At 60.6% G+C, this 22,447-nt stretch carries 22 protein-coding genes and 1 pseudogene; 17 read left to right on the forward strand and 6 right to left on the reverse strand.

Translation table 11 applies throughout. The annotated features are described in order from the left end of the window. Positions 1–5: 5 nt before the first annotated feature. On the reverse strand, positions 6–1,442 hold the full coding sequence (locus LJE93_00230) for a PilT/PilU family type 4a pilus ATPase (protein ID MCG6947332.1): 1,437 nt from the start codon (positions 1,440–1,442) through the stop codon (positions 6–8). A gap of 85 nt (positions 1,443–1,527) precedes the next feature. On the opposite strand from LJE93_00230, the gene LJE93_00235 reads away from it, so the two are divergent. The 10 genes and pseudogenes from LJE93_00235 to LJE93_00280 all read left to right on the forward strand — a co-directional run bounded on the left by LJE93_00235 (position 1,528) and on the right by LJE93_00280 (position 10,767). After that, entirely contained in the window at positions 1,528–2,142 is a 615-nt protein-coding gene (locus LJE93_00235) for an RNA polymerase sigma factor (protein MCG6947333.1), read from the forward strand. After that, positions 2,099–2,725 carry a hypothetical protein gene (locus LJE93_00240; GenBank protein MCG6947334.1) on the forward strand — a complete coding sequence of 209 codons (627 nt, stop codon included), beginning with the start codon at positions 2,099–2,101 and terminating at the stop codon, positions 2,723–2,725. The genes LJE93_00235 and LJE93_00240 overlap by 44 nt, the downstream gene beginning before the upstream one ends. Continuing rightward, on the forward strand, positions 2,722–3,672 hold the full coding sequence (locus tag LJE93_00245; protein ID MCG6947335.1) for a PDZ domain-containing protein: 951 nt from the start codon (positions 2,722–2,724) through the stop codon (positions 3,670–3,672). The genes LJE93_00240 and LJE93_00245 overlap by 4 nt, the downstream gene beginning before the upstream one ends. A 102-nt stretch (positions 3,673–3,774) precedes the next feature. Then, positions 3,775–4,332, forward strand: coding sequence for a cob(I)yrinic acid a,c-diamide adenosyltransferase (locus LJE93_00250; protein ID MCG6947336.1), 558 nt, complete (start codon positions 3,775–3,777; stop codon positions 4,330–4,332). 160 nt (positions 4,333–4,492) lie between these two features. Continuing rightward, the gene (locus LJE93_00255) at positions 4,493–5,464 is read left to right on the forward strand and encodes a PhoH family protein (protein ID MCG6947337.1); all 972 of its coding nucleotides are present in this window, start codon (positions 4,493–4,495) and stop codon (positions 5,462–5,464) included. After that, positions 5,461–7,785 (forward strand): HDIG domain-containing protein, encoded by a 2,325-nt coding sequence (locus tag LJE93_00260; GenBank protein MCG6947338.1) that lies wholly within the window; start codon positions 5,461–5,463, stop codon positions 7,783–7,785. Before LJE93_00255 ends, LJE93_00260 begins: the two co-directional genes overlap by 4 nt. Positions 7,786–7,837: 52 nt before the next feature. Further along, positions 7,838–8,158 (forward strand): annotated as a pseudogene (ybeY, locus tag LJE93_00265) (rRNA maturation RNase YbeY). Further along, positions 8,155–9,423 (forward strand): hemolysin family protein, encoded by a 1,269-nt coding sequence (locus tag LJE93_00270; protein ID MCG6947339.1) that lies wholly within the window; start codon positions 8,155–8,157, stop codon positions 9,421–9,423. Before ybeY ends, LJE93_00270 begins: the two are co-directional and overlap by 4 nt. A gap of 2 nt (positions 9,424–9,425) precedes the next feature. After that, the gene (gene era, locus LJE93_00275) at positions 9,426–10,415 is read left to right on the forward strand and encodes a GTPase Era (protein ID MCG6947340.1); all 990 of its coding nucleotides are present in this window, start codon (positions 9,426–9,428) and stop codon (positions 10,413–10,415) included. Positions 10,416–10,509: 94 nt separating this feature from the next. Further along, the gene (locus LJE93_00280) at positions 10,510–10,767 is read left to right on the forward strand and encodes a glutaredoxin family protein (GenBank protein MCG6947341.1); all 258 of its coding nucleotides are present in this window, start codon (positions 10,510–10,512) and stop codon (positions 10,765–10,767) included. Positions 10,768–10,786: 19 nt separating this feature from the next. Here LJE93_00280 and arfB read toward each other — a convergent pair whose 3' ends face one another. The 3 genes from arfB to LJE93_00295 form a co-directional block, all read right to left on the reverse strand. Next, positions 10,787–11,209 carry an aminoacyl-tRNA hydrolase gene (arfB, locus tag LJE93_00285; GenBank protein ID MCG6947342.1) on the reverse strand — a complete coding sequence of 141 codons (423 nt, stop codon included), beginning with the start codon at positions 11,207–11,209 and terminating at the stop codon, positions 10,787–10,789. A 161-nt stretch (positions 11,210–11,370) separates the two neighbouring features. Further along, positions 11,371–11,673 carry a TlpA family protein disulfide reductase gene (locus LJE93_00290; GenBank protein ID MCG6947343.1) on the reverse strand — a complete coding sequence of 101 codons (303 nt, stop codon included), beginning with the start codon at positions 11,671–11,673 and terminating at the stop codon, positions 11,371–11,373. Between the two features lie 12 nt (positions 11,674–11,685). Then, on the reverse strand, positions 11,686–12,702 hold the full coding sequence (locus tag LJE93_00295) for a hypothetical protein (GenBank protein ID MCG6947344.1): 1,017 nt from the start codon (positions 12,700–12,702) through the stop codon (positions 11,686–11,688). Between the two features lie 212 nt (positions 12,703–12,914). Here LJE93_00295 and mtnA point away from each other — a divergent pair, with 212 nt between their 5' ends. From mtnA to LJE93_00325, 6 genes are all read left to right on the forward strand, one after another. Next, positions 12,915–14,006: an S-methyl-5-thioribose-1-phosphate isomerase gene (gene mtnA, locus LJE93_00300; protein MCG6947345.1), complete on the forward strand. Its 1,092-nt coding sequence runs from the start codon at positions 12,915–12,917 to the stop codon at positions 14,004–14,006. Next, entirely contained in the window at positions 14,003–15,004 is a 1,002-nt protein-coding gene (locus LJE93_00305; GenBank protein MCG6947346.1) for an esterase-like activity of phytase family protein, read from the forward strand. Before mtnA ends, LJE93_00305 begins: the two co-directional genes overlap by 4 nt. A 232-nt stretch (positions 15,005–15,236) precedes the next feature. Then, complete coding sequence (locus tag LJE93_00310) at positions 15,237–16,484, forward strand: sensor domain-containing diguanylate cyclase (GenBank protein ID MCG6947347.1); 1,248 nt, start codon at positions 15,237–15,239, stop codon at positions 16,482–16,484. Between the two features lie 155 nt (positions 16,485–16,639). Further along, positions 16,640–16,984 carry an STAS domain-containing protein gene (locus LJE93_00315; protein ID MCG6947348.1) on the forward strand — a complete coding sequence of 115 codons (345 nt, stop codon included), beginning with the start codon at positions 16,640–16,642 and terminating at the stop codon, positions 16,982–16,984. Positions 16,985–17,073: 89 nt separating this feature from the next. Further along, entirely contained in the window at positions 17,074–18,258 is a 1,185-nt protein-coding gene (locus tag LJE93_00320) for a glycine C-acetyltransferase (protein MCG6947349.1), read from the forward strand. 22 nt (positions 18,259–18,280) lie between these two features. Then, positions 18,281–19,003, forward strand: coding sequence for a DNA alkylation repair protein (locus LJE93_00325; protein MCG6947350.1), 723 nt, complete (start codon positions 18,281–18,283; stop codon positions 19,001–19,003). Between the two features lie 33 nt (positions 19,004–19,036). Here the strand turns inward: LJE93_00325 and LJE93_00330 are convergent, their stop codons facing one another. Next, positions 19,037–19,801, reverse strand: a complete 765-nt coding sequence (locus LJE93_00330) for a class I SAM-dependent methyltransferase (GenBank protein ID MCG6947351.1) — start codon at positions 19,799–19,801, stop codon at positions 19,037–19,039. Positions 19,802–19,981: 180 nt separating this feature from the next. Here LJE93_00330 and LJE93_00335 point away from each other — a divergent pair, with 180 nt between their 5' ends. Continuing rightward, positions 19,982–21,115 carry an HRDC domain-containing protein gene (locus LJE93_00335; GenBank protein MCG6947352.1) on the forward strand — a complete coding sequence of 378 codons (1,134 nt, stop codon included), beginning with the start codon at positions 19,982–19,984 and terminating at the stop codon, positions 21,113–21,115. Here LJE93_00335 and murA read toward each other — a convergent pair. Beyond that, on the reverse strand, positions 21,112–22,422 hold the full coding sequence (murA, locus tag LJE93_00340) for a UDP-N-acetylglucosamine 1-carboxyvinyltransferase (GenBank protein MCG6947353.1): 1,311 nt from the start codon (positions 22,420–22,422) through the stop codon (positions 21,112–21,114). The two genes, LJE93_00335 and murA, sit on opposite strands and share 4 nt — an antisense overlap. Positions 22,423–22,447 lie beyond the last annotated feature (25 nt).

The raw sequence follows: 22,447 nt of genomic DNA on the forward strand, positions 1-22,447 counted from the left end.
CGGTGCTACCGCTTGAAGAAGCCTGACGAGCTCTTTCCGCCATTGCCCTGAATCTGCTGGTTGAGCTCCCTGATCCGCTCGTTCAGTGCATTGATCTTCTGTTGGGACTCTTCCCTGGCTCGCTGGACCTCTGAGCGGGCTATCTCGGCTTCGCGACGCAGCTCGTCGGTGCTGCCGGATGTTTCTTCGATCTGTTGCCTGAGGGCAGTGAGATCCGCCTCGAGGGCCTCGATCTGCTCGTCCTTTTCCTCGATCTTTGCCCGGTGGCGTTCTTCCATTTCTTCATAGAGACGCTTGGTCTCCAGCAGCTCGGTGATCTGAGAAAAATCTGCGGGCGACGGTGCCATTTCACCCTCCCTGAAGCGCTCTTCGATGGACGGGAACATCTCGCGCAGCTTGAGCGAGAGCTCATCCGGCTCGGCCGACGCATCGATCGCTTGCTCATAGGTGATCTTGTTGTGCGCGAGGAGAGAGATCAACGACTGATTCATGCTCTGCATGTGATAGAAGTTGACCGAGTTCTCCATCTCCTCGAGGATTTCCTTGATTTCGCCATTATCGATGTGCTTTGAGATCTTGGGCGAGTTGACCAGGATTTCAAGTGCCGGGAGGCGTTCCTTGCCTTCGGCATCCTCCAGGAGCTGCATCGATACTATCGCTCTGAGGACGAGTGCGAGCTGGCTCCGTACCTGATTCTGCTGATCGACCGGGTAGGAGTCGATGATGCGATCGACAGTCTGGGCGGCGTTGTTCGTATGCAGGGTCGAAAAGACAAGGTGCCCAGTTTCGGCAGCTGTGATTGCCGTCGACATCGTCTCGAGGTCACGCATTTCACCGACCATGATGACGTCGGGATCCTGACGCATACAGTTCCTGAGTGCTTCGTGGAAGTTTGGAGTGTCGGTGCCGACCTCGCGTTGCGAGAGGGTTGCCTTGTCGTCCTGGAAGAGAAACTCGATCGGGTCCTCAATCGTGACGACGTGGCATGGACGTGCCTTCGAGATCATATCGATCATCGATGCCAAAGTCGTCGATTTTCCGGATCCGGTAGGACCCGTGATCAGAACCAATCCCCCGGGATACCGGGTGAAAGTCCCGATGACATCCGGAAGGTTCAATTCTTCGACGCTTTGAATGTCAAACGGCACCCGCCGAAAGACGCCCGCCATCGTGCCCCTCTGCATGTAGATGTTGCACCTGAAACGGGCGATACCGGGCACCCCGTAGCCCATGTCCACGGCCTGTTCCTTCTCGAATCGGGCGCGTTGGCCGGGTTTCATGATGTCGCCCAGCATTTGCTCCACTTCGTCCGGCTGCAAGGGGTTCGCCTTGATCGGAATCAACCGTCCCTGGATTCGCAGGAGCGGTGGCCGCATGGGCTTGATATGGAGGTCTGATGCCCCCTTCTTCGTCATGAACATGAGAAGTTCGTTGAGCTCCACCAACCCTCCTCGGGGCCTCGATATCCACCTTCGAGATTAACATATGGGGTTGCGACCTTTTGTGATCCCGATGCATCTTGTAAGGATGATGAGCACAGGGAAAGGGTTCTTTGCAGAGGTCGATGACGTGACGCTGGCAAGGGCGAGGCGCGGGGACATCGACGCTCTCGAGGGTTTGTACCGGGTCTTTTCGTTGCCTGTTCACACCATTGCGACACGGATCTGCAGATCTCGTGATGAAGCTGAAGAAGTTCTTCAGGAGACCTTCCTCGAGGTTTCACGCAGCATTGGCACTTTTCGAGGTGAGGGGGCCCTTGGAGCCTGGGTGCGCCGCATCGCAGTCTCCAAGGCATTGACATCCATGCGTCGCCGGCGCCGCGAAACAGCGGCCGGGTTTTCCAAAGGCGATGTCGACCACCTCGCGAAGGGGCCTGCCTGCGATGGGACGGTCGGCTGGAAGAGAATCGATCTCGAAAGGGCACTGGCACGTCTGCCGGATGTGGCGAGGGCGGTTGTCTGGCTCCATGACGTCGAGGGTTTCACTCATGCCGAGATCGCCGGCTTCTTTGGCCGTTCAGAGAGTTTTTCGAAATCGCAGCTTTCCCGCGCGCACGAGAAATTGAGATCGTGGCTCGGGTTGGCTGGAGGTACTTCATATGCATCCGACAACGGAAGAACTGCTGGTATTGCGCGACGGTGAGGACGCCGAAGAGACGGCGCGTCACCTCGAGGAGTGTGACGAGTGCCGCAATCGGCTGGAGGAGCTTCGAGCTGTTTCGAGCGCGCTCAAGGAACTGGCTCAGGTCCCACCGCCAGAGGACTCGTGGACGGAGATCCGAAAGAGGGCGATTGGCAAGAGGCGGAGGCCGGTTGGCCTCCAGGTGGGTGTCGCCGCGGCGGTCCTGCTGGCAGTTGCTGTGGCGGCGATGGTCGGGCATTTCGGGGGAGAGAACGGATTCCCCGAAAGAGCTGAATCTGCCGGAACCCGTGAGGCCATCGAGCAGCTGTCGAGTGCATCTCGGGAGCTCGAGCTTCTGTTGAGGGATTCCTCGCTTCAGTCACCGGTCCTGAGCACCCAGAGGGCCGCGATGATCGTGGAGCTCGAGGATCGGATCGCAGTCGTCGACCTGATCCTGGCCCAGAGCTCCTTTGAACAGGATGAACGCACCGTCGTGCTGTGGAGCGATCGCGTCGAGCTTCTGGACGCACTGGTCGCCGCCCGCAGCGGGCAGATCCCCATTGGCGGGATCGTCCATGCAGTCAATGAAGGGAGTCAACGATGAAGAATATTCTGATCGGGGTGTTTTTGATTCTTGTTGCGGGAGCGCTACCGGCTGTGGCAGTTTCCGACGGCGTTCAGGAAGACCGGACCGATTCCAGAAACCCGCACAGGGAGCTGCGCGAGGCGGTAGCCGAGATCCGTTCGCAATACGCAACCGGCGACAGATCGTTCACTGCCCCCAGGATCGCGGGCATGAGCTCGAACATGCGGCTCGGCATTATCCTCGGCGGGAGCTGGCATCAGGCCCGCGAAGAGGCGGCGGGAGCCGCGATCATGGCGGTGACTCCTGGGAGCCCGGCAGAAGAAGCCGGTTTGATGGCAGGCGATGTTGTGATCAGCTTCAACGGAGAGCCGCTGTTTGAACAAGGTCTTGAGCTGCCAGTGGCGTCGATGAAGGCATCGCAGCGCCTGGTGGAGCTTGCCCGTGACCTCGAGAATGGCGATGCCGTGGTCCTCGAATACATCCGAGATGGCTCCACGCACCAGGCCGACCTGGTGGCGCGCGAAATTGACTTCGGTCCAATGCTCGGCAAGCTGCCCGACCACGAGGATCTGGCGGGACTCTACCGTGGCCAGCTGGCCTTCGCCCACCCGGGCGACGGCAAATGGTTCCTTCCACGGACGTGGCTCGACATGGAGCTGGTTGCCCTCAACCCCGGGCTTGGCGAGTATTTCGGGGTGGACAGCGGAGTCCTGGTGGTGCGGGGCCCGGATGACGGGGATACACTTGCCCTCGAGAGCGGTGATGTCATCTTGGGGATCGGTGGTCGCCAAGTGCGTAGCCCTGAACACGCGATGCGCATCTTGCGCTCCTACGAACCGGACGAGGAGCTCACCGTCGAGATCATTCGCCACGGTCGATCGGAGACTCTGACCGGCACGGTCCCGAGTGTGCCGATCCAATTCGACTTCGAATTTCGGGACGCGGGGATACCTGCCGACCACTGATCGTCAGATTCTGCCGCGAGGATGCGTGCTGTCGGTCGGCGATGTCAGTTCTGTCGGCCGATGGAAGTGGCCCGTCGAACGAGAAGTCGGTACAATGCCCGGATGAAGGTCTACACGAGAAAAGGAGACGCGGGAGAAACCTCTCTTCTTTCGGGCGAGCGCGTCCGCAAGGAAAATCCCCGCGTGGAGGCGTACGGTGCGGTCGACGAGCTGTGCTCGCTAGTTGGTCTGCTCCGGAGCGAGTTGCTGCCCGAAGATCTCGATAAGCGGCTGATGGCGGTCCAGGAGGTCCTCTTCGAAATCGGTGCCACGTTGGCCGATCCCGAGGACCATATGGACCACGATTCACGGTCATGGGATGCGGCGCCGATCGAGGAGTGGATCGACCTCATGGATCGGGAGCTCGATCCGCTGAGATCCTTTATTCTCCCCGGGGGCAGCAGGGCCTCCTCGATCGCGCATCTCGCCCGCGTTGTGTGTCGACGCGCTGAGAGGCGGGTTGTCGCCCTGGACGGAACTGGAAGCGCGGTGCCGCAGGGTGTTCTGGCATATCTCAACCGGCTGTCTGACGCCTTGTTTACGCTGGCTCGCGTGATCAATGCTCGGGCCGGTATTCCGGAGACCGAGTGGCGTTCTGACGGCTTGACGGACCCTCCCTGATACAATCGCGAACTTGTGGAGGGGAAGAGTTCGGCCGATTGCCGGTTGTGTCGTCGGCAGACGCGAATCAGTGGAACACTCGGATCCTCGGAGATACCAGATTTCGACCTTGCGAGCCGTGCCGCCTTCTGAAGGGATGGCGGTGAGGAGTAACGCTTAGATGCAACACGTGACCCTCAGCGAGGGCCATCTCGAACAGCTTTTCGGCACCCGTGATGAGAACCTGCGATACCTCGAAGAACGCCTCGGGGTTACGGTTGCTGCCCGGGGGCCCGAGGTCCAGGTGACCGGGAGTAAAGAATCAGAGATGATCGCCAGCAGGATTCTTGAATCCTTCGACCGCATGCTGGCCTCCGGTGGAGCGGTCACGAAGGAGGAATATCGGACCGGCGTGCGTGTGCTCGAAGAAGACGCGGGCGTTGACCTGGTGGATTTCTTCCTCGACGCGTCGATCGCGACTTCTCTCCGGCGTTACGTGACTCCGAGGAACCTCAACCAACGGCTCTTCATCCGCTCGGTGGCCTCCCATGATTACGTCTTTGTCACCGGCCCCGCGGGGACCGGTAAGACCTACCTCGCGGTGGCCTTGGCTGCGGCCGCGCTGATGGACAAGCAGGTGCGGCGCATCGTATTGGTCCGACCTGCTGTGGAGGCCGGGGAGCGGCTCGGCTTCCTGCCAGGTGACCTCGTCGAGAAGATCAATCCCTACCTGCGCCCGGTCTACGACGCACTCTACGACATCCTCGGTTATGAAAAGGTCTCCAAACTCCTCGATCGCCAGGTCATCGAGATAGCCCCGCTAGCGTTCATGCGAGGGAGAACCCTCAACGACGCGTTCATCATTCTTGACGAGGCTCAGAACACCACCCACGAGCAGATGAAGATGTTCCTCACGCGCATGGGATTCCACTCCAAGACGGTCATAACGGGCGACATCACACAAATCGATCTGCCAGGTGCCCGTTCGTCGGGTCTTGTCGAAGCTCTCGAGATCTTCGATGGTGTCGAGGGTTTTGCGTTTATCCGTTTCACACATCGAGACGTCGTGCGCCATCCCCTGGTGCAGGATGTCGTCGATCGTTACTCGCGGTGGGAAAAGAAGACGCGAGAAACAAACGGTGAGCGCTCATGAAAAACAACGGCAACAATCAGGCTGAGGGCAGGAGGTCGAACACGCGCATCAAGCGTGGCCTTGAGGAGGGTGCGAGTTGGTGGGATCGTGTGCTCAACCTTCCGGTTCTCTGGGCTGTCATCGCCATCATCGGTTGCACGTGGCTGGTGAATCCGCGAGTTGGCAGTGGCCCGCCGGATTGGCAGCCCGGCGAAGTTGCCAGTTTCGATCTCGTTATCCCGGTTGACATCACGCTACCGGACGAGGCGGCAACCAGAGCTGCCCGGGAAGAAGCAACTGCTTCGGTACTTCCCGTTTACGATCTCGAGCCGAGACTGAAGATCGAGCTGCAAAACGAGCTTCATATTCTGTTCGAGGGGTGTCGGGCGAGGCAGGACGGCGGAGACGAAATCGTCAATCTGGGATCGATCACCGACCTTCGTGCCACTGAAGAGTTGTTACGGATTCTGGATTCGTCTTCGTGTTCTGAATCTCTCGAGAATGCCCTGGTCAGTGTGGTCGGCCAGACGTACCGTGACCATATTGTCGACGATCGAAGGGGCCTGGAACGACGTGGTTCGAAAGGTGTGGCCATCAGGAATCTCGCCTCGGGAGGCGATCGAGCTTCTACGCTCGACGAGCTGTCGGCGGCGGTTGATGTTCGCACTGGACTGGGACAGGTGCTGCACGCGCGTCTCCTCGAACAGCCCGCCGTGGCCCGCAGGTGGATCAAGCCGATCGCTGTGTTTCTCGAGGCCAACATCGCCCCCGACCTGGTGTTCAACAGAGCCGAAACTGCCCAGCGCGGCCGCGCAGCGGCGGCAGCCGTCTTGCCCCGCTCGCGAGAGCTTCGCCGCGGGCAGGTTCTCGTCAGGCGAGGAGATACGGTAACCGAAGAAATGGCGGACACTCTGTTGGTCCTGCAAAGCCAGAGTCGGGATGCGACGACATCCGCCCAGGCCGCGGGGATCGGCCTCCTGATTGCCCTGATGGTGATCGGTTGGTGGCCAGTGATGGGGCGGTCTGGCAGCCCACCGGAGGTTCGGCGTCGCCTGTCGAGCATCTTCATCCTGGTATTGGTTTTCGCGGCCGTGATTCGGCTCGGTCTGTTCCTGGCAAACTCGGTCGCCTTCAACGCTCAGGGTGAGGCACTGTCAACGGCGGAGGCTTACCTCTGGGGGCTTCCTTTCGCCGCCGGCCCGGTAACGGTTCTCGTCCTTTTCGGACTGCAACCTGCGCTGCTCTTTGCTCTCTGCGGAGCCGGACTCGCCGGCGTGATGCTCGGCGGTGATTTTTCGGCCGCAGTCTTCGCCCTGACCTCTGGAGCTGTGGGCGCCTTTGCCGCGCAGAGATCCGGAGATCGTGCATCTCTGAGCCGTGTCGGTGCGTTCATCGGTCTCGCCAACGTCGTCCTGGTGTTGGTTCTCGAGCTGTACCGAGGTTTGCAGAGCTCACCCGCAGCCGTCAGCCTGTCGGTGCTGAGCGCCTTTGCAGGGGGGCTGCTCTCGGTCGGAATCGTGTCTTTTCTGCTCCCGGTCCTCGAAGGGGCGTTCGGGATTACCACGAATACCCGTCTCCTCGAGCTCTCGAATCAGAACCTGCCGCTCTTGAAGCGCTTGTCACTCGAGGCGCCGGGTACTTATCAGCATTCACTGGCCGTGAGCAATCTGGCGGAAGCCGGCGCCGATGCTGTAGGTGCAAATGCCTTGCTTCTTCGAGTGTGTGCCTACTATCACGACGTTGGCAAGCTGGTGAAACCCGATTACTTCGTCGAGAATCAGCGCAACGGCAATCCGCACGACGCTCTGTTGCCGTCGATGTCGGCCCTCGTCATTCAGAGTCACGTCAAGGAGGGGTTGGAAATCGCCCGAGAAGCGAAGCTTCCGCTCCCGGTTCGCCAGGGCATCGCAACCCACCACGGCACCAAGCTGATTCGGTACTTTTACAACCGCGCCCAGGAACGCCGGGCCGACGACAAGACCGAGGTCCGAGAGAGTGACTACCGCTATCCGGGGCCCAAGCCGCACACCAAAGAGCTGGGAATACTGCTTCTCGCAGATGCGGTCGAAGCGGCTGCACGGACCCTGGAAAGCCCGACTCCGGCAAAAATCCAGGCGATGATCGACAAGATCTTCGGCAACGCACTCGAGGATGATCAGCTTGACGACTGCGACCTCACGTTCTCGGAGCTCGACAAAATCGCTTCGGCCTTCCTCTGGGTGCTCACGAACATGTACCACCACCGGATCGACTATCCGGGATTCGACTTCAACAGGAGGCAACGTGCTGGTGGCTCGGGTCCACATCAGGTGGGAGCGGAGGCCGTCCAAACCCGCGGCTGAGCAGCTGCGGGCTGTGATCGCCGGATGCGTGGGTCGACTCGGGGTTCGAGGGGCTGAGGTGCACCTGGTTCTCACCGACGACCGGACAATACAAGAACTGAATATGCGGTATCGGGGGATAGACCGTCCGACCGATGTTCTCTCCTTTCCCGACGGCGATGAACTCCCATCGGGGAGGCATTTTCTAGGCGAAATCATGATCTCCCTCGACAGCGCGCGGCGGCAGGCGAGTGAGCTCGGACATGACGAAGTTCGCGAGCTCTGCGAACTCGCCCTGCACGGAACCCTGCACTTGTTGGGCTATGATCATGTACGAGACCATGGAGAAATGAACGAAATCGAATTGAATCTGAGACGGGAACTTCTGCCATGAGCGCTGGTTTGGCCTCTTGGCTGGGCCATCCTGTGACGATCACGCTCGTCCTCGCGGTCCTGACCATCCTGGTTGCAACCTCTGAATTGCTTCTGAGGTCGCTCACCGGGCTCGGAAACGTCCGCTTTCAGGGAATTTTGGAGGAAAACCCTGGCCTCTTCGGGGGCAGGGACCGCGTCACTCTCTCACATGTCGTGGATGTCGGACGTTGGCTCCAAATTGTCCTCGTCGGTGTTGTGTGGTTAGTTGTGGCGCGGGTGTTTGTTCTCAGTGATGGCTGGAAAGTGGCATTGGTAGTGTGCTTGCCGTTGTTGTCGATCGGGGTGGCACATTTCCTCCTGCGACCACTGTCGGAGGACAGGATTGCCGTTCTGCTGCGTCTGGTGGGTCCGTTCGCAACCCCGCTGATAGCCGTGCTCGCCAGCCGCGATCCGTCTGCAGCGACGCCTCCGGTTGAAGACGAAGAGGAGGAGGCCAGCGAGGCGGAGATACAGGCCTATCTCGAGGCCGGGGAGAAAGCGGGCATTTTCGAGAGTGAAGAGGGAGAGATCGTCGAGTCGCTCGTCGACTTCTTCGACACGGTGGTCCGAGAGGTCATGACCCCCCGAACCGAAATGGTGACGGTCTCCGACGAGGTCGGGTTCGACGAGTTGCTGCGGGTGTTTGCCGAGAGCCACAAGAGCAGGATCCCCGTGTATCAAGAAACGATCGATCGAATCGTCGGCGTGATCCACGTCAAGAATCTGGTCGAGCAACAATTCGAAGAGACCGAACCCTCGGTGAAGGAGCTCTGGCGAGAATGCCTCGTAGTGCCGGAGACCAAGCCGCTCGGGGAGCTGTTGCGCGATTTTCAGCGCGAATACCAGCAGATGGCGATCGTCGTCGATGAATACGGTGGCACGTCCGGGCTCGTGACGTTGGAGGATATTCTCGAGGAAATCGTCGGCGAAATCGAGGACGAGCACGATTCGAAATCGCCGCCGGATTGGCAGGAGCTGCAGCCCGGTGTCTATCGTTTACAGGGTCGCGCCTCGCTCGAGGTGCTTCAGGAACTGCTCGGCGTCGAAGTAGGCGACGAAGACATTGACACCGTCGGTGGCCTCGTTTTCTCGATGCACGGCACCGTGCCCGAGCCGGGCACACGCGTCGTGGACGAGGATAACGGTCTGCTGTTCGTTGTCGAGGAAATGGACGAACGCCGGATTGTGAGTGTAACGGCGAGGCGAGCCGATCCAGCCGAAGGTGCCGTGGCGGAAAAAGACTGACGATGACTGAATCGGGAACCGGCACCGGATCGTTCGCAACGTCGGCCGGTGATCGCCCCGAGATATCCCGCGCTGGAACCGTGGCACTTGTCGGGCGCCCGAACGCCGGCAAGAGCACGCTGCTCAACGCGTTGATCGGTGACAAGGTGGCGATCGTCTCGGACAAGCCGCAGACCACTCGCAATCGAATCATCGGCATCCTTTCCGAAGAACGCGGCCAGGCGGTGTTCTTCGACCTACCCGGGGTTCACAAGCCTCTGCACAAGATGAATTCACGGATGATGCAGGAGGTCCGTTCAGCCCTGGAAGAGGTGGATGTTGTCGTGCACCTGGTGGATTCCACGGTCTCCTGGGGCGGTGGTGAGGCCTATCTGTTCGAGCTGCTCGACTCGATTCGCCCGCCGGTAATAGGAGTGCTGACGAAGATCGACCTCCTTCCCTCGAAGACGGACCTGCTGCCGCTGATCGAGCGCTACGGCGAGAGGCGAGGGGATTCGACCATAATTCCCATCTCCGCCCTCCAGGGGGATGGGCTCGATGAGCTGCTCGACGAGCTCTTCGATGCGTTGCCGGAAGGGAAGCCGATCTATCCGACTGACCTCACGTCCACCCAGACGGAACGGTTTTTCGTCGCTGAGGTGATACGAGAGAAGCTCCTCGAACGGACGCGTAACGAGCTGCCGTACACGACTGGCGTGATCGTCGATCTCTTCGACGAGAGCGGCCGTGTTCTGCATATCGAAGCGGTGGTCTACGTCGAACGCAAGAGCCAGAAGGGCATAGTCATCGGAAAGGGCGGCCGAATGATCCGGGCCATCGGCCAGGCGGCCCGAGAAGAGCTCGAACGCGTGCTCGGTGCAGATATCTACCTCGGCCTCCGGGTCAAGGTCCATTCGCGTTGGCGGGACGACCCCCGCGTTCTCCGTGAGATGGAGCCGGGTGCCGCTGATCTGTCGGAATTCGTCGACGATCTGCCCGAGACAGACCGATGAAATTTCGAATTTCGAATTTCGAATTTTCCACCCACCCAGTAACGTGTCGGGGGGGTGGCAGGGAGTTCTGAATTCCGAATTCCGAGTTCGAGAGGTGGCTAGCGAAGTGGCGCTCGACACGATTCTCGTCTTCACCGCCGACGGGTGCCCGCACTGCCGGGCGCTATGCGCCGATTTTGATCGGCGGGGGGTCGTGTACCGGGAGATCAACGTGAGCCAAGAGCCCGGCCAAATGACCCGCCTTCGCGACCTCGTCTGGGAGCATCGTCTTCCGGTCGTGGCGGATCACGAGCGCGTTTCCATCGGCTTTCGCGGCCAATCGTCGACATTCGCCGACCTCGGCCTCGAGTAATCGAGTTTTTCTGCCGAACTCAGTCGTCGAGCTTGGGCCGCGCCCGCATCGCTTTTTTTCGTGAGCGCCGCCGTTTCGACTCCAGACGACGCTTCTTGATCGCCCTCGGGACTTTTGTTGGCACCCGTGGATCTTCTTCGGCGAGCGCTTCGCCGAGTAATTCCTTGAATCGATCCACGGCTGCTTTGCGGTTCGCTTCGCGGGTGCGGTGACGCTGAGATGAAACCTGAAGGACGCCGTCCTTGTTGATCCTGGTCGCCAAACCCTCCTCGATTCGCATCCGCTGCTCGGGGCTCAGAGATCGTGATTCTGGAAGGCTGAAGAGAAGGCGCACCTTGGTCTCGACCTTGTTGACGTTCTGTCCCCCGGGGCCCGAGCTGCGCGCGAACTCGAATCGGAGCTCATCCTCGTCGATCGAGAGGTCGTCGTTGATGTGAATCATGAGACGAGTATGAACGACGCTTGCTCAGCTGTCACCGGACGGCCGCGAGCTCAGGATACTGATCCGGTGGCTGCCCGACCCACGACCCCAGATTCGCAGATGAAAAAACCCCCGCCCGGGAAGGGGTGGGGGAAAATTCGAAATCCGAAATTCGAAATCTGTTACAGCAGGCTCTTGATTTCCTCTTCGATGTGCTTTTCATCACCAGCCTCGAACCCGAGGTGGTAATACATGATCTTGCCGTTGCGGTCGATCAGGAAGGACGAGGGGTGGTAGATCACGTTGAACGTGTTGTTGGCCACCTCCGTGTCTCCCTCGCCGTTCTCGAGCATCGTGTATGTGAGCCCGTTCTTCTCGATGAACGTGGTCGCACGCTCGGTTTGTCGTTTGGTCTCGACGGCGATGACCTCGAATCCCTGGTCCTTGTATTGCTCATACAACGGCTGCAGGCGTGGCAACTCCACGCGGCATCCGCCTCACGTGGGGAACCAGAAGGCGAGCAGCGTGACCTTGTCGGTGCTGATGTCTGCCAGGCTGACCGGATTGCCTTCGTAATCGAGGAGCGTGAAGTCGTCGACCTTTTTGGCGAGCTCATTGCGGGTTGCCCACAGGAACTCGTCGAAACCCTCGTCGTTGCCGTTCATGGCAGCGTAGGCCTCGCGAAGGTAGGACTCGGAGCTCGAGCTGTCTTGTCCAAAGAGAGTCTGAGCGCCGAGGAGTTCGACGGCCTTGTCGATGTTCCCCTCGGCCAGGGCCGCCCGGCCCCAAAACGTGTAGAGCGGGTTGTTGGGTACGCCGAGGTAGGTCACACTTCCGATCGCGTCGGCTTCTGCAAAACGGTTGAAGGCGGGCTGGGTGTTGCCCTGGTTGTAGAGTGCCCAGGCTTCATAGGCGAGGCTCTGCCCCTTGCGGAGTCGGACCATCGACGCCACCTTTTCGTCGGTGAATTCACGGTCCGGATATTCGGCGCGAAAGCTCTCCGGTGTCGCCAGTTGAAATGCTGCATGCGCGTGCTGGCGTGCCTGCTCCCACTCTTCGAGATCGGTCGCGATTTCGTATATCCACTGATGCTCGTCGTAGCCGAGCGGTCGCACGGCTTCAAGAGCACTCGCGACCTCAGCGACGTCGAGTGGGACCTCCACCGAATCGGCCAGGTCGAACAGACTCATGCTGGCTACGAAACGCTGTTCCGGGTCTTCGATCTGGTCGACGGTGGCATAAACGGCGTCGAAGGCCCCTTCAGGATCTCCCATCTCGTGCCCGCGGTAATAGACGACACGGCGAGCCAACAGGCCACTGTGCTCGGTGTTCGGAAACTCCGCCAGGTATTCCTCGGCGAGCCGTGCCTTGTCCGCTGCCGTTTCCAAACCGCTCCAAGCTTCGTTGAACTCGGACCAGGCCTCCTCGGCAGGTTTGATTCCTTCCTGTTTCGTGCACGAGCCGACGACGCCGACGAGCACGATCAGAATCAGGACCGTTGTTTTTTGATTCATGAACCCTCCTTCCGTGAGCGCGCGCCATTTTCTTAGTTGCGCGTCTGTGCAGTATACGCGCACCGGATGATGCATCGGTCATACGGCTTCCACCACCCACCCGCCCACGGCTATTCGACACCTCGCCTTGACCATGCGATCGCCAAGATCGATTGATTCGTCTTAGAGCCGTAGAGCCGTCGAACCGCAAGGCTTCGTATATAGTCCTTTTCATGCGAATCGGCGATCAGTGGTACCGGACGATCTGGCCGTCCGATGACGGATCGGCGGTCGAGATCATCGACCAGACCCTCCTCCCCCATACCTTCGAGTTACGGAGCTTGAGGACCGTCGAGGATGCTGCGGAGGCCGTCAGCTCGATGAGGGTTCGGGGCGCACCCCTGATCGGGGCGACGGCGGCCTATGGCTTGGCCCTGGCTCTCCGCAGCGACAGTTCGGACGGCGCACTCGAAAGCGCCGCTCATGCGCTGGCCGAGACTCGGCCGACCGCGGTCAATCTGCGCTGGGCCCTGGAAAAAGTAAAAAGAGCGGTTGGGCCCTTGTCTCCACAGGACCGGGCCGACGAGGCTTGGGCCTGCGCTGCACTGATCTGTGACGAAGACGTCGAGATCTGCCGCCGGATCGGTGCGCACGGCCTGGCCAGATTGCGCGAGGTCGCTCACCGGAAAGAAGGAGCGACGGTCAATATTCTGACGCACTGCAACGCCGGCTGGCTCGCCACCGTCGACTGGGGGACAGCACTGGCGCCAATCTACATGGCGCATGATGCGGGAATAGCAGTTCACGTCTGGGTCGACGAAACCCGGCCCAGGAATCAGGGCGCTGCCCTCACCTCGTACGAGCTGGCAGAGCATGGGGTTCCCCATACCCTGATCGTCGACAATGCGGGTGGCCACCTGATGCAACACGGCATGGTGGACCTGTGCATCGTGGGCACCGACCGAACCACCGCTGCGGGCGATGTCGCCAACAAGATCGGGACCTATCTCAAGGCACTCGCCGCCCACGACAACGGTGTGGCCTTCTATGTCGCTTTGCCGTCCACGACCATCGACTGGACTCTCCGCGATGGGCTCGCGGAGATTCCCATCGAAGAACGAGCCCCGGAGGAGGTAACTGTCATCGCAGGCCGCACCGAAAACGGCGAGGTCACGAAGGTCGAGATCGCGCCGTCAGGATGTCGGGCCGGGAACTGGGCCTTCGACGTGACGCCGGCTCGACTCGTGACCGGACTGATCACAGAATGCGGTGTGTGCGATGCCTCGATCGAGGGCCTTGTCGGGCTTTTCCCGGAGCGAGGATGATGAGACGCCTGATTATCGGTTTACTGTTGGTTGTGTTGGCCATGTCGCTTCAGATGGGCTGCCGATCGACAGCTGCACCCGAACCGGCATCGGCTTGGGACATCGAACGGGCGGAGGTCATCGAGTGGAGTGCCGACCATCCTTCGTTCGAACAGCACTTCGCACTCGAGGCATCCGGACTTGCCGCTTCTCAGGGACTGTTGATCGTTCCGTCAGAAAAGTACGGACGTTTGCTGATAATAGACATTACCGGGGAGGCCCGAGCCAGGACCGTTCGAGTCGGGGTGCCACCTCATGCGGAGCTCGAGGGTTCCGCAATCACTGCAAATGCGATGGTTCTCTGTGACGAAGCGCATGCGGCGGTCTACGAAATACAGATCGGAGATCTCCGAAAGATCTTCGAAAGAGGAGTGGAATCGCCCTTGCGGGCTCTCACGCTCAACCTCGAGGGTGTTGATGCCCTCGGAGGGAAGATTGGCTTCGAAGGGATAGAGGTCGATCGGAAGGACGGAACCATTTACCTCTTGCTCGAACGTGACGGGACGGAATCGACCGGTTGCGTATCCCGGATCTGGAATCTCAAACGCTACGGGAACTCGCTGCGATCAGAACGAGAACCGATCGAAATCGGGCTCGAGGATTGCGCCTGGCGTCTGACCGGTCTCGCGTGGTGGAACGGTCATCTGATCGCACTCAAGACGCAGTATCCGGGGGAACGCTACGAAGTGGTGACGGTGGACGTTGTGACGGGCGGCATCGAGGTGGTGAGTGACCTGACCGGGTTGTTGAGATCTCTCGCCTCACGAGGTTGGTCGAACAACGTTGAAGGCATCGAAGTGGGACCGGACGGATCACTCTGGCTGGTGGCTGATAATGCGGTGACAGGGGTGATTGACAATCCGTTGCCGCCACCTGGCGAGAGCCAAACCCTTCTGCTGCGTATTCCGCCAAAGCGGACCGACGGGATCGTGCCGGGGAAACGAACCACTCACCCTTGAGTGTCTCGGCCAGAGATTCAAATCCGGGAGGTCTCGACGATGCCTCTGATGAGCCGCATTTCGAGAAGTGCGAGGTGTGGGCGCCAGCCGGACATGACCGACGGCACGGGCCGCGATTTGCGGTGGGATTTCATGTTTGGAATAGATGTACAATTGAATGGGTAACCGTTTCGACCGTTTCGGGCTCGGAGAGTCCAGCAGGGCTCTCGGAATCCGTTTTGGAGGTACGTGTTTGACTGATCTTACCCAATGGTCGCCGATCGTGCTCGCTGCGATGGCACTCGGACTGGCACTCGTCATTCTTCTGATTGCGGTCCTCCGTGCTTTGCGTCGCGAGAAGAGTGCGCGCCAGGCGTCCGAGGGGAAAATTAGGGAAGTCGCCGAGGAGGCGAGCCGAAAGTACCGGCGACTCGAGCAGGACCACCAATTCCTGGTCGATTTTTTCCGCATGTTTTCGCGCCTTGTCGGAGAGCTTCATGCCGAGCGGCAGGTGAGGATGATTCCCAACGCCCTTCTGAGCGCGATGGTTCAGATCTTTCGACCGGAGGTCGCCGCGGTGTTGGTGAAGCGAGGCACGCAGAAATCCGATCCCTCGGTGAAGGACCGTCTCTCGATTGCCGCCTTGCATGCGATTCGCGGCGCCCTCAAGCCGGGAATGGAGTTCGATTTCGGCGAGGGTCAGGCGGGAATCGCTGCCGAACGCGGCCACGTCATGATCAGGAAGGATTTCGAAGAAGACCAGGTGGCTGCGTATCAGAGATCAACGGTTACGGTCGAGCCCAAGTACGACATCGTCGCACCGATGGTCGCGGGGGGCGAGACGCTGGGGGTGCTGGCGGTGTCGCGTCCGGAGCGGCATCACGACAACGAACGAGATGTGCTGGAGATGATCGCCCGCGTTGGCGCGTTGACCTGGAAGAACGTGCAGGCCTATCGCGACAAAGAAGTCGAAGCAGAGGTTGACAAGCTGACCAGGATATTCAACAAGGGCGCCCTGCTCCGCCGGCTGGGTTTCGCCCTCCATGAAGCACGCAACAGCGGCAGCAAAGTTGCTGTGTTCATTTTCGACCTCGACAATTTCAAGGTATTCAACGACACCAACGGCCACCTGGCAGGCGACAGGCTGCTCGCGAAGTTGGCGCAGTTGGTGAAGGACACAGTACGCGCAGACGACATCTTCGGCCGTTTCGGTGGCGAGGAGTTCCTCCTGGTGATGCCCGACCGAACGGGAGCGCAGGCGATGACGGCCGCGTCGATGGTCCGAAAGCGGATCGAGGAGTACGCGTTCGAAGGCGAATCCACGCAGCCGCTCGGAAAAGTGACGATTTCGGGAGGCGTGGCGGTCTTTCCGGATGATGCATCGGAGCAGGTCGAGTTGATGCAGGTGGCTGACAGGGCGCTGTATCGCGCGAAGCAGAGTGGGCGCAACCAGGTCTTTCGCGCCGAAGAGCCCGGCCTCAATCCGGTCGATACGCGCTGAGGCCTCGCCCGTCCGCCCACCCGATGCTGGATCCTAGATACTCGATCCGCCCACCCACCCCTCGACGAGTCAGCGAGACGATTCATTGATTCGATGCATCCAGCATCCAGCATCCAGCATCGAGCTTCCGCCGCGTGGGTGGTAAGATGCCGGCCATGAAAGTCGATGTTCGGCATGTGGGTGATGTCATCATTGTGGATCTCGAGGGACGGCTCGTAATGGGAGTCGGTGATGAGCTCCTGCGCGACGTCATGAACGAGCTGATTGCCGAGGATTGGAAAAAGATTGTCCTCAACCTGCGCAAGGTATCGATCATTGACAGTTCGGGTATCGGCGAGGTCGTATCCGGCTGGAAGCTCGGGCGGCGGTTTGGCGCTTCAGTCAAGCTCTTGCGTCCGGCGCCGCAGATTCAGAGGACCCTGCGGCTGACACAACTCCTGCCGTTGCTCGAGGTCTTCGATGAAGAGGACGAAGCCGTGGCGAGCTTTCAGACCGACTGATTCGGGCGCGAGGTAGGGCTGCTCGGCGCCTTCGCTCGTGGGGGTTGGAGAGGGATCATCGCAACAACCGAAGGGGGAGGGGGTCGCCGATGTTCGACAGCTTTCGTGAGGGTTTCAAAAACGAACTGGACAGCATTCGTGAGGCAGGTACCTACAAAGAAGAACGAGTGATCTCGTCTCCCCAGAGCGCGGCCATCAGTGTGCCCCAGGGTGAAGTCATCAACTTCTGCGCCAATAACTACCTGGGCCTTGCAGACAACCCGGATATCATCGCTCGCGCGAAGCAGGCGCTCGACGAGCGTGGCTTCGGTATGGCTTCAGTGCGGTTCATCTGCGGCACTCAGGACCTCCACAAGGAGCTCGAAAACACGATCAGCAGCTTCAACGGAACCGACGACACGATTCTCTACTCCTCGTGCTTCGACGCCAACGCGGGGCTCTTCGAGACGATCCTCGGACCCGACGACGCGATCATCTCCGACCAACTCAACCACGCTTCAATCATCGATGGAGTGCGGCTCTGCAAGGCGGAGCGATTCCGGTTCGCGAACTCGGACATGGAGGAACTGAAGAAGATCCTCGCGCAAACCCAAGGCCACCGTCGTCGCCTGATCGCGACGGACGGCGTGTTCTCGATGGACGGCTACCTGGTCAAGCTCGATCGGATATGTGATCTCGCGGATCGCTTCGATGCGATGGTGATGGTGGACGACTCACACGCCACCGGCTACATCGGCAAGACCGGGCGCGGGACTCCGGAGCATTGCGGTGTGCAGGGTCGGGTCGATGTCATAACGTCCACCCTCGGCAAGGCCCTCGGCGGTGCTTCCGGCGGTTACACGACGGGTCGCCAAGAGATCATCGACATGTTGCGCCAGCGTTCGAGGCCCTACCTCTTCTCCAACACGCTCACGCCGGCCCTGGCGGCTGCCGGAATCGAGGTCTTCCGAATGCTCTCCGAGACCACCGCACTGCGTGAGAAGCTGATGGACAACACGCGCTATTTCCGCGACAAGCTGTCGAAGGTCGGGTTCGACCTGCTCGACGGCGAGACGGCGATTGTGCCGGTGATGCTGTACGACGCCAAGCTCGCAACCGATGTCGCAGACGCGATGCTGGAGGAAGGGATATACGTTATCGGCTTTTCCTACCCGGTTGTGCCGCAGGGCCAGGCTCGAATCAGGGTCCAGATCTCGGCCGCGCACGAGCGCGACCATCTCGACCGAGCGGTGGCTGCGTTCGAGACCGTGGGCAAACGACTCGGCGTGATCTGAGGGCTGGCCGTCAGGAGTCTCCATGAGCGCGACCAGCCAGGCAGAGGAGTTGGAATCCGCTCTTCGAGCTTTCGGCGACACTGATCGTGCCGTTGGCGCAAAGGCCTATCTGAAGAGCGATCTCGAGTTCATCGGAGTGGCGGCCAAACCGCTCCGGGCAGTTGCGCACACATTTCTGGCAGATCATCCCGGGTTCGACCGCGCATCGTTACTCGACCTCGTACAAGTGCTCTGGAAGCGACCTGTGTTCGAACTCAAGGGGGTAGCGGTGGCGCTTCTCGAACGCCGGACGATTGATCTCGTCCCGGGGGATCTCGATCTCATCGAAGATCTTTTGCGTCGTTCGCACACCTGGGCGTTGGTCGACTGGCTCTGCACCAAGGTGGCGGCGCCGCTCGTCGAGCGCGATCCCCGCATGACTGCGATCGTGCTCGAACGCTGGTCCAGGGATGAAGATTTCTGGGTCCGGCGAGCCTCGATGCTCGCCCAGTTGCCAGCCCTTCGAGCCGGTGGCGGTGACTTCGAACTCTTCGCCTCATTTGCATCGACCATGGTTGGCGAGAAAGAGTTCTTCATTCGCAAGGCGATCGGCTGGGTGCTTCGGGACGTGAGCAAGAAACGTCCGGAACTGGCGTTCAGCTTCTTGTTGGAGCATATCCGCGAGGTCTCCGCGCTGACCCTCCGAGAGGGATCCAAGTATCTACTGGACGGGCAAAGAGAGACTCTGAACCGGGCGTGTGGTTGACACGAACGACCGGACCGAGAATTGGGAAACCAATCAGCGTCTTCGCGCCGCGAAGAGGAGCCCGACTCCCCAGGGGACACCGTCGAAGAGTCGGTCGAAATCGAATGCGGTCCGGATTGTGGCGACCAGCCACCGGGTTCTGCCAAGGGCCGAGATTGTGCTCAGCCCTCGGTCGCCTTCAACCGTTCCCTGGTGGTGGAGCCGTCGGCGGTTGACCCGCTTGAGAAACCAATCATCATAAAGTCTCAGCAGCGGCCAACCCCATGCTACGACCATCGCTTCCATGCCGACGGCGTCGAAAAGTCTCTCCAGATCCGACCTCGAATACCTTCGCAGGTGCCCCGCCCAATCGTCCCAATCCGACCATTGATCCGGTCCCGCCGGAACCGTGCCGACGAGCCAGCCGGCCGGTCCGAGCACCCGCCCGAACTCGGCGACCGCGACCTCCTGGTCGGGGATGTGTTCCAGAGTCTCGGCGGTGGTTGCGCTGATGAAGGTACCGTCCGCGAACGGCAAGTTCGTGACATCGGCGACCACCGGCAGGACACGTGCCGCGACACCGGCATCGGCGGCGCGCGTTGCGAGGACGCGCATCGATCGTAACGAGAGGTCCGCCGAAATGACGGTGTGTCCCGATCGAGCCAGGGCAAATGAAAGTGACCCGACACCGGCAGCGCACTCGAGATGGATGCCCGGCGCTGGCACCAGCCGTCGTAGCTGTCGAGTGATTCGCCGTTCCCGATGCGCGTGCCTCGGTCCGAAGAACTCCGGATCGACTCCCCACTCCGCCTTGCCCATGGAGGGAGAATAACAACATTCGAATTGGGATTTAAGAGTGAGGAATGAGGAATGTCGCCCACCAGACCACGAATTTCGGATTTCGGATTCCCCCCGCCCCACCGGAGAACGGGGGGTGGGTGGGAATGCAAAATTCCGAATTCCTCATTCAGAATTCTCGCTCTGCTACCATCCCCACCCATGTCCGAGGACCTGAACCCCCTCTGGATCGACACCCCCGAAGGCCTGCGGGATGCCGCCTCTGTGTTTTCGAGTGCGCAGAGGATTGCACTCGACACCGAGGCCGACTCGATGCATTCGTACTTCCACAAGGTGTGCCTCATTCAGGTCAGCGCCAATGCGCACCACATGGTGATCGATCCCCTGGCGATCGGGCCTGACGATCTTGCGTTGCTGTGGAAGATGGTTGGCGACCCCGAGATTCCGATCCTGATGCACGGCGCCGACTACGACATCCGGATTCTGGATCGCGATTACGGCGTGCGAGTTGCCGGGCTCCAGGACAGCCAGATCATGGCCCAGTTGTTGGGCGAGGAGAAAACCGGACTCGCCGCGCTGCTCGAGAAAGAGCTCGGAATTCACCTCGACAAGAAGTTTCAACGAGCTGATTGGGGGCGACGCCCACTCAGGGACGATCAACTCGCGTATGCGGCGGCAGACACCGCCTACCTGGGCGATCTTGTGGATCTGCTGAGGTACCGTCTCGAGGATTTGGACCGATGGAGCTGGGCGGAAGAGGAGTTCCAAAAGCTCGAGATGGTTCGCCACAATCCCGTCGAACCGAATCCGCTCGCCTTCGAGAAGCTCAAGGGAGCGCGCTCGCTGCGCGGTGACGCACGGGACCGTCTCTTCTCTCTCTATCAGTGGCGGGATCGGCAGGCACGCTCACGAGATGTTCCACCCTTCAAGATCCTGGGCAACAAATCGTTGCTGGTGATGGCAATGGATCCTCCCTCGGATCTTGAAGCAATGGGTGGGGTGGACGGTGTGGGACCGCGCGCCGTTCGCCGTTGGGGCCGTTCATTGCTGCGTGTGGTGGCCACTCCCCGGCGAGCCCCGGCGCGGGTTCGCCGGCCGAGGCAGATATCGCCCGATGCCGCCGAGCGAAGACGGCTGAAGAGCTTGCTCGCAGTACGTGACGAGAAAGCCGGGGAGCTCGGCATCCAGGCCAGTTTGCTCTGCTCGCGTGGTCTGGCAGAATCGGTGTCCTCGTACCAACCGCCATGTTCATCACACGAGGATCTCGCCCGAGCCGGTCTCGACGGATGGCGGCTCGAGGTCCTCGGCGACGATTTCCTCGGTGCGATTCCCTAGCTTTTGATCCGCTGGATATCAGCGCCGAGTTCTTCGAGCCGGGTATGGAGGTTCTGATATCCCCGTTCGACCTGACGGATGTTGTGGATCACGCTCTCACCCTCGGCGGCGAGTGCCGCGATGACGAGAGCCATGCCGGCGCGAATGTCCGGGCTGGCCAGGACCTGCCCGTGGAGCTTCGAGGGCCCGACAACCACGGCGCGGTGAGGGTCGCAGAGCACGATCCGTGCGCCCATCGCGATCAGGCGGTCGACCCAAAACAGCCGGCTCTCGAACATCTTCTCGTGGATCAGGATGGTGCCGCGCGCCTGGGTGGCCAGGACGACCGAAATCGAGGTGAGATCGGCCGGAAAGGCCGGCCAGGGGCCGTCATCGATTTTGGGAATCGCGCCGTGAATGTCCTCCTGGATCACCAAATCCTGACCTGAGGGCACGATGATGTCGTGTCCCTCGACCCGCCAGGTGATGCCGAGCCTTCCGAAACAGAGCTCGGTCATTCGGTGGTGCTTCTCTGGCTCTGCGCCAACGATTCGCAACTCACCGCCGGTGACGGCCGCGAGACCTATGAAGCTCCCCACCTCGAGGGGGTCGGGTCCGATGGTCGCTGCGGCACCGCCTAGGGTGGGGCGGCCTTCCACCTCGAGTGTGTTCGTACCGATGCCCGAGATCGAGCCTCCCATCGAGTTGACCAAGTGGCACAACTCCTGGACGTGCGGCTCTGAAGCGGCGTTGCGGATGGTGGTCTTGCCGTCCGCCAGAGAGGCCGCCATGACCGCGTTCTCGGTCGCCATCACACTCATCTCGTGCAGGAAAACGTCTGACCCGATGAGGCCGTTGGGAGCCCTCAGGTGGTAGCGATCCGAAGCGATCTCGACCACCGCACCGAGCGCCTGAAACGCGTGGAGATGGGCGTCGAGCGGTCGCCGACCAATGCGGTCGCCACCCGGGCGTGGCAGCTTGGCGCTTCCGAATCGGGCCAGAAGAGGACCGGCGAGCAGGAAGGACGCCCTGATCTCGCAGGCCAACAGCTCCGGGACCGGTCGTGCCTCCACCAATGAGCTGTCGATGAGCCACGAATTCGGCCCTTTCTGCTCGACGTTGGAACCGAGCTCGGACAGTAGTTCCAACATTACTGCCGCGTCGCGAATCTGCGGCACGTTTGCGAGCTCCACTGTTCCTTCCGAGAGCAGAGTGGCGGCGAGCATTGGCAGGGCAGCGTTTTTGTTGCCGCCCGGCACCAAAGTGCCGTGGATCGGACGGCCACCACGGATCACGTATGCGAATTGGGCGTCATCGAGGATTCTCATGGATTCAAAGTAACAGGGCCTGATG

The sequence above is a fragment of the Acidobacteriota bacterium genome (assembly GCA_022340665.1).
In the GTDB taxonomy this organism is placed as follows: Bacteria; Acidobacteriota; Thermoanaerobaculia; order Thermoanaerobaculales; family Sulfomarinibacteraceae; genus Sulfomarinibacter.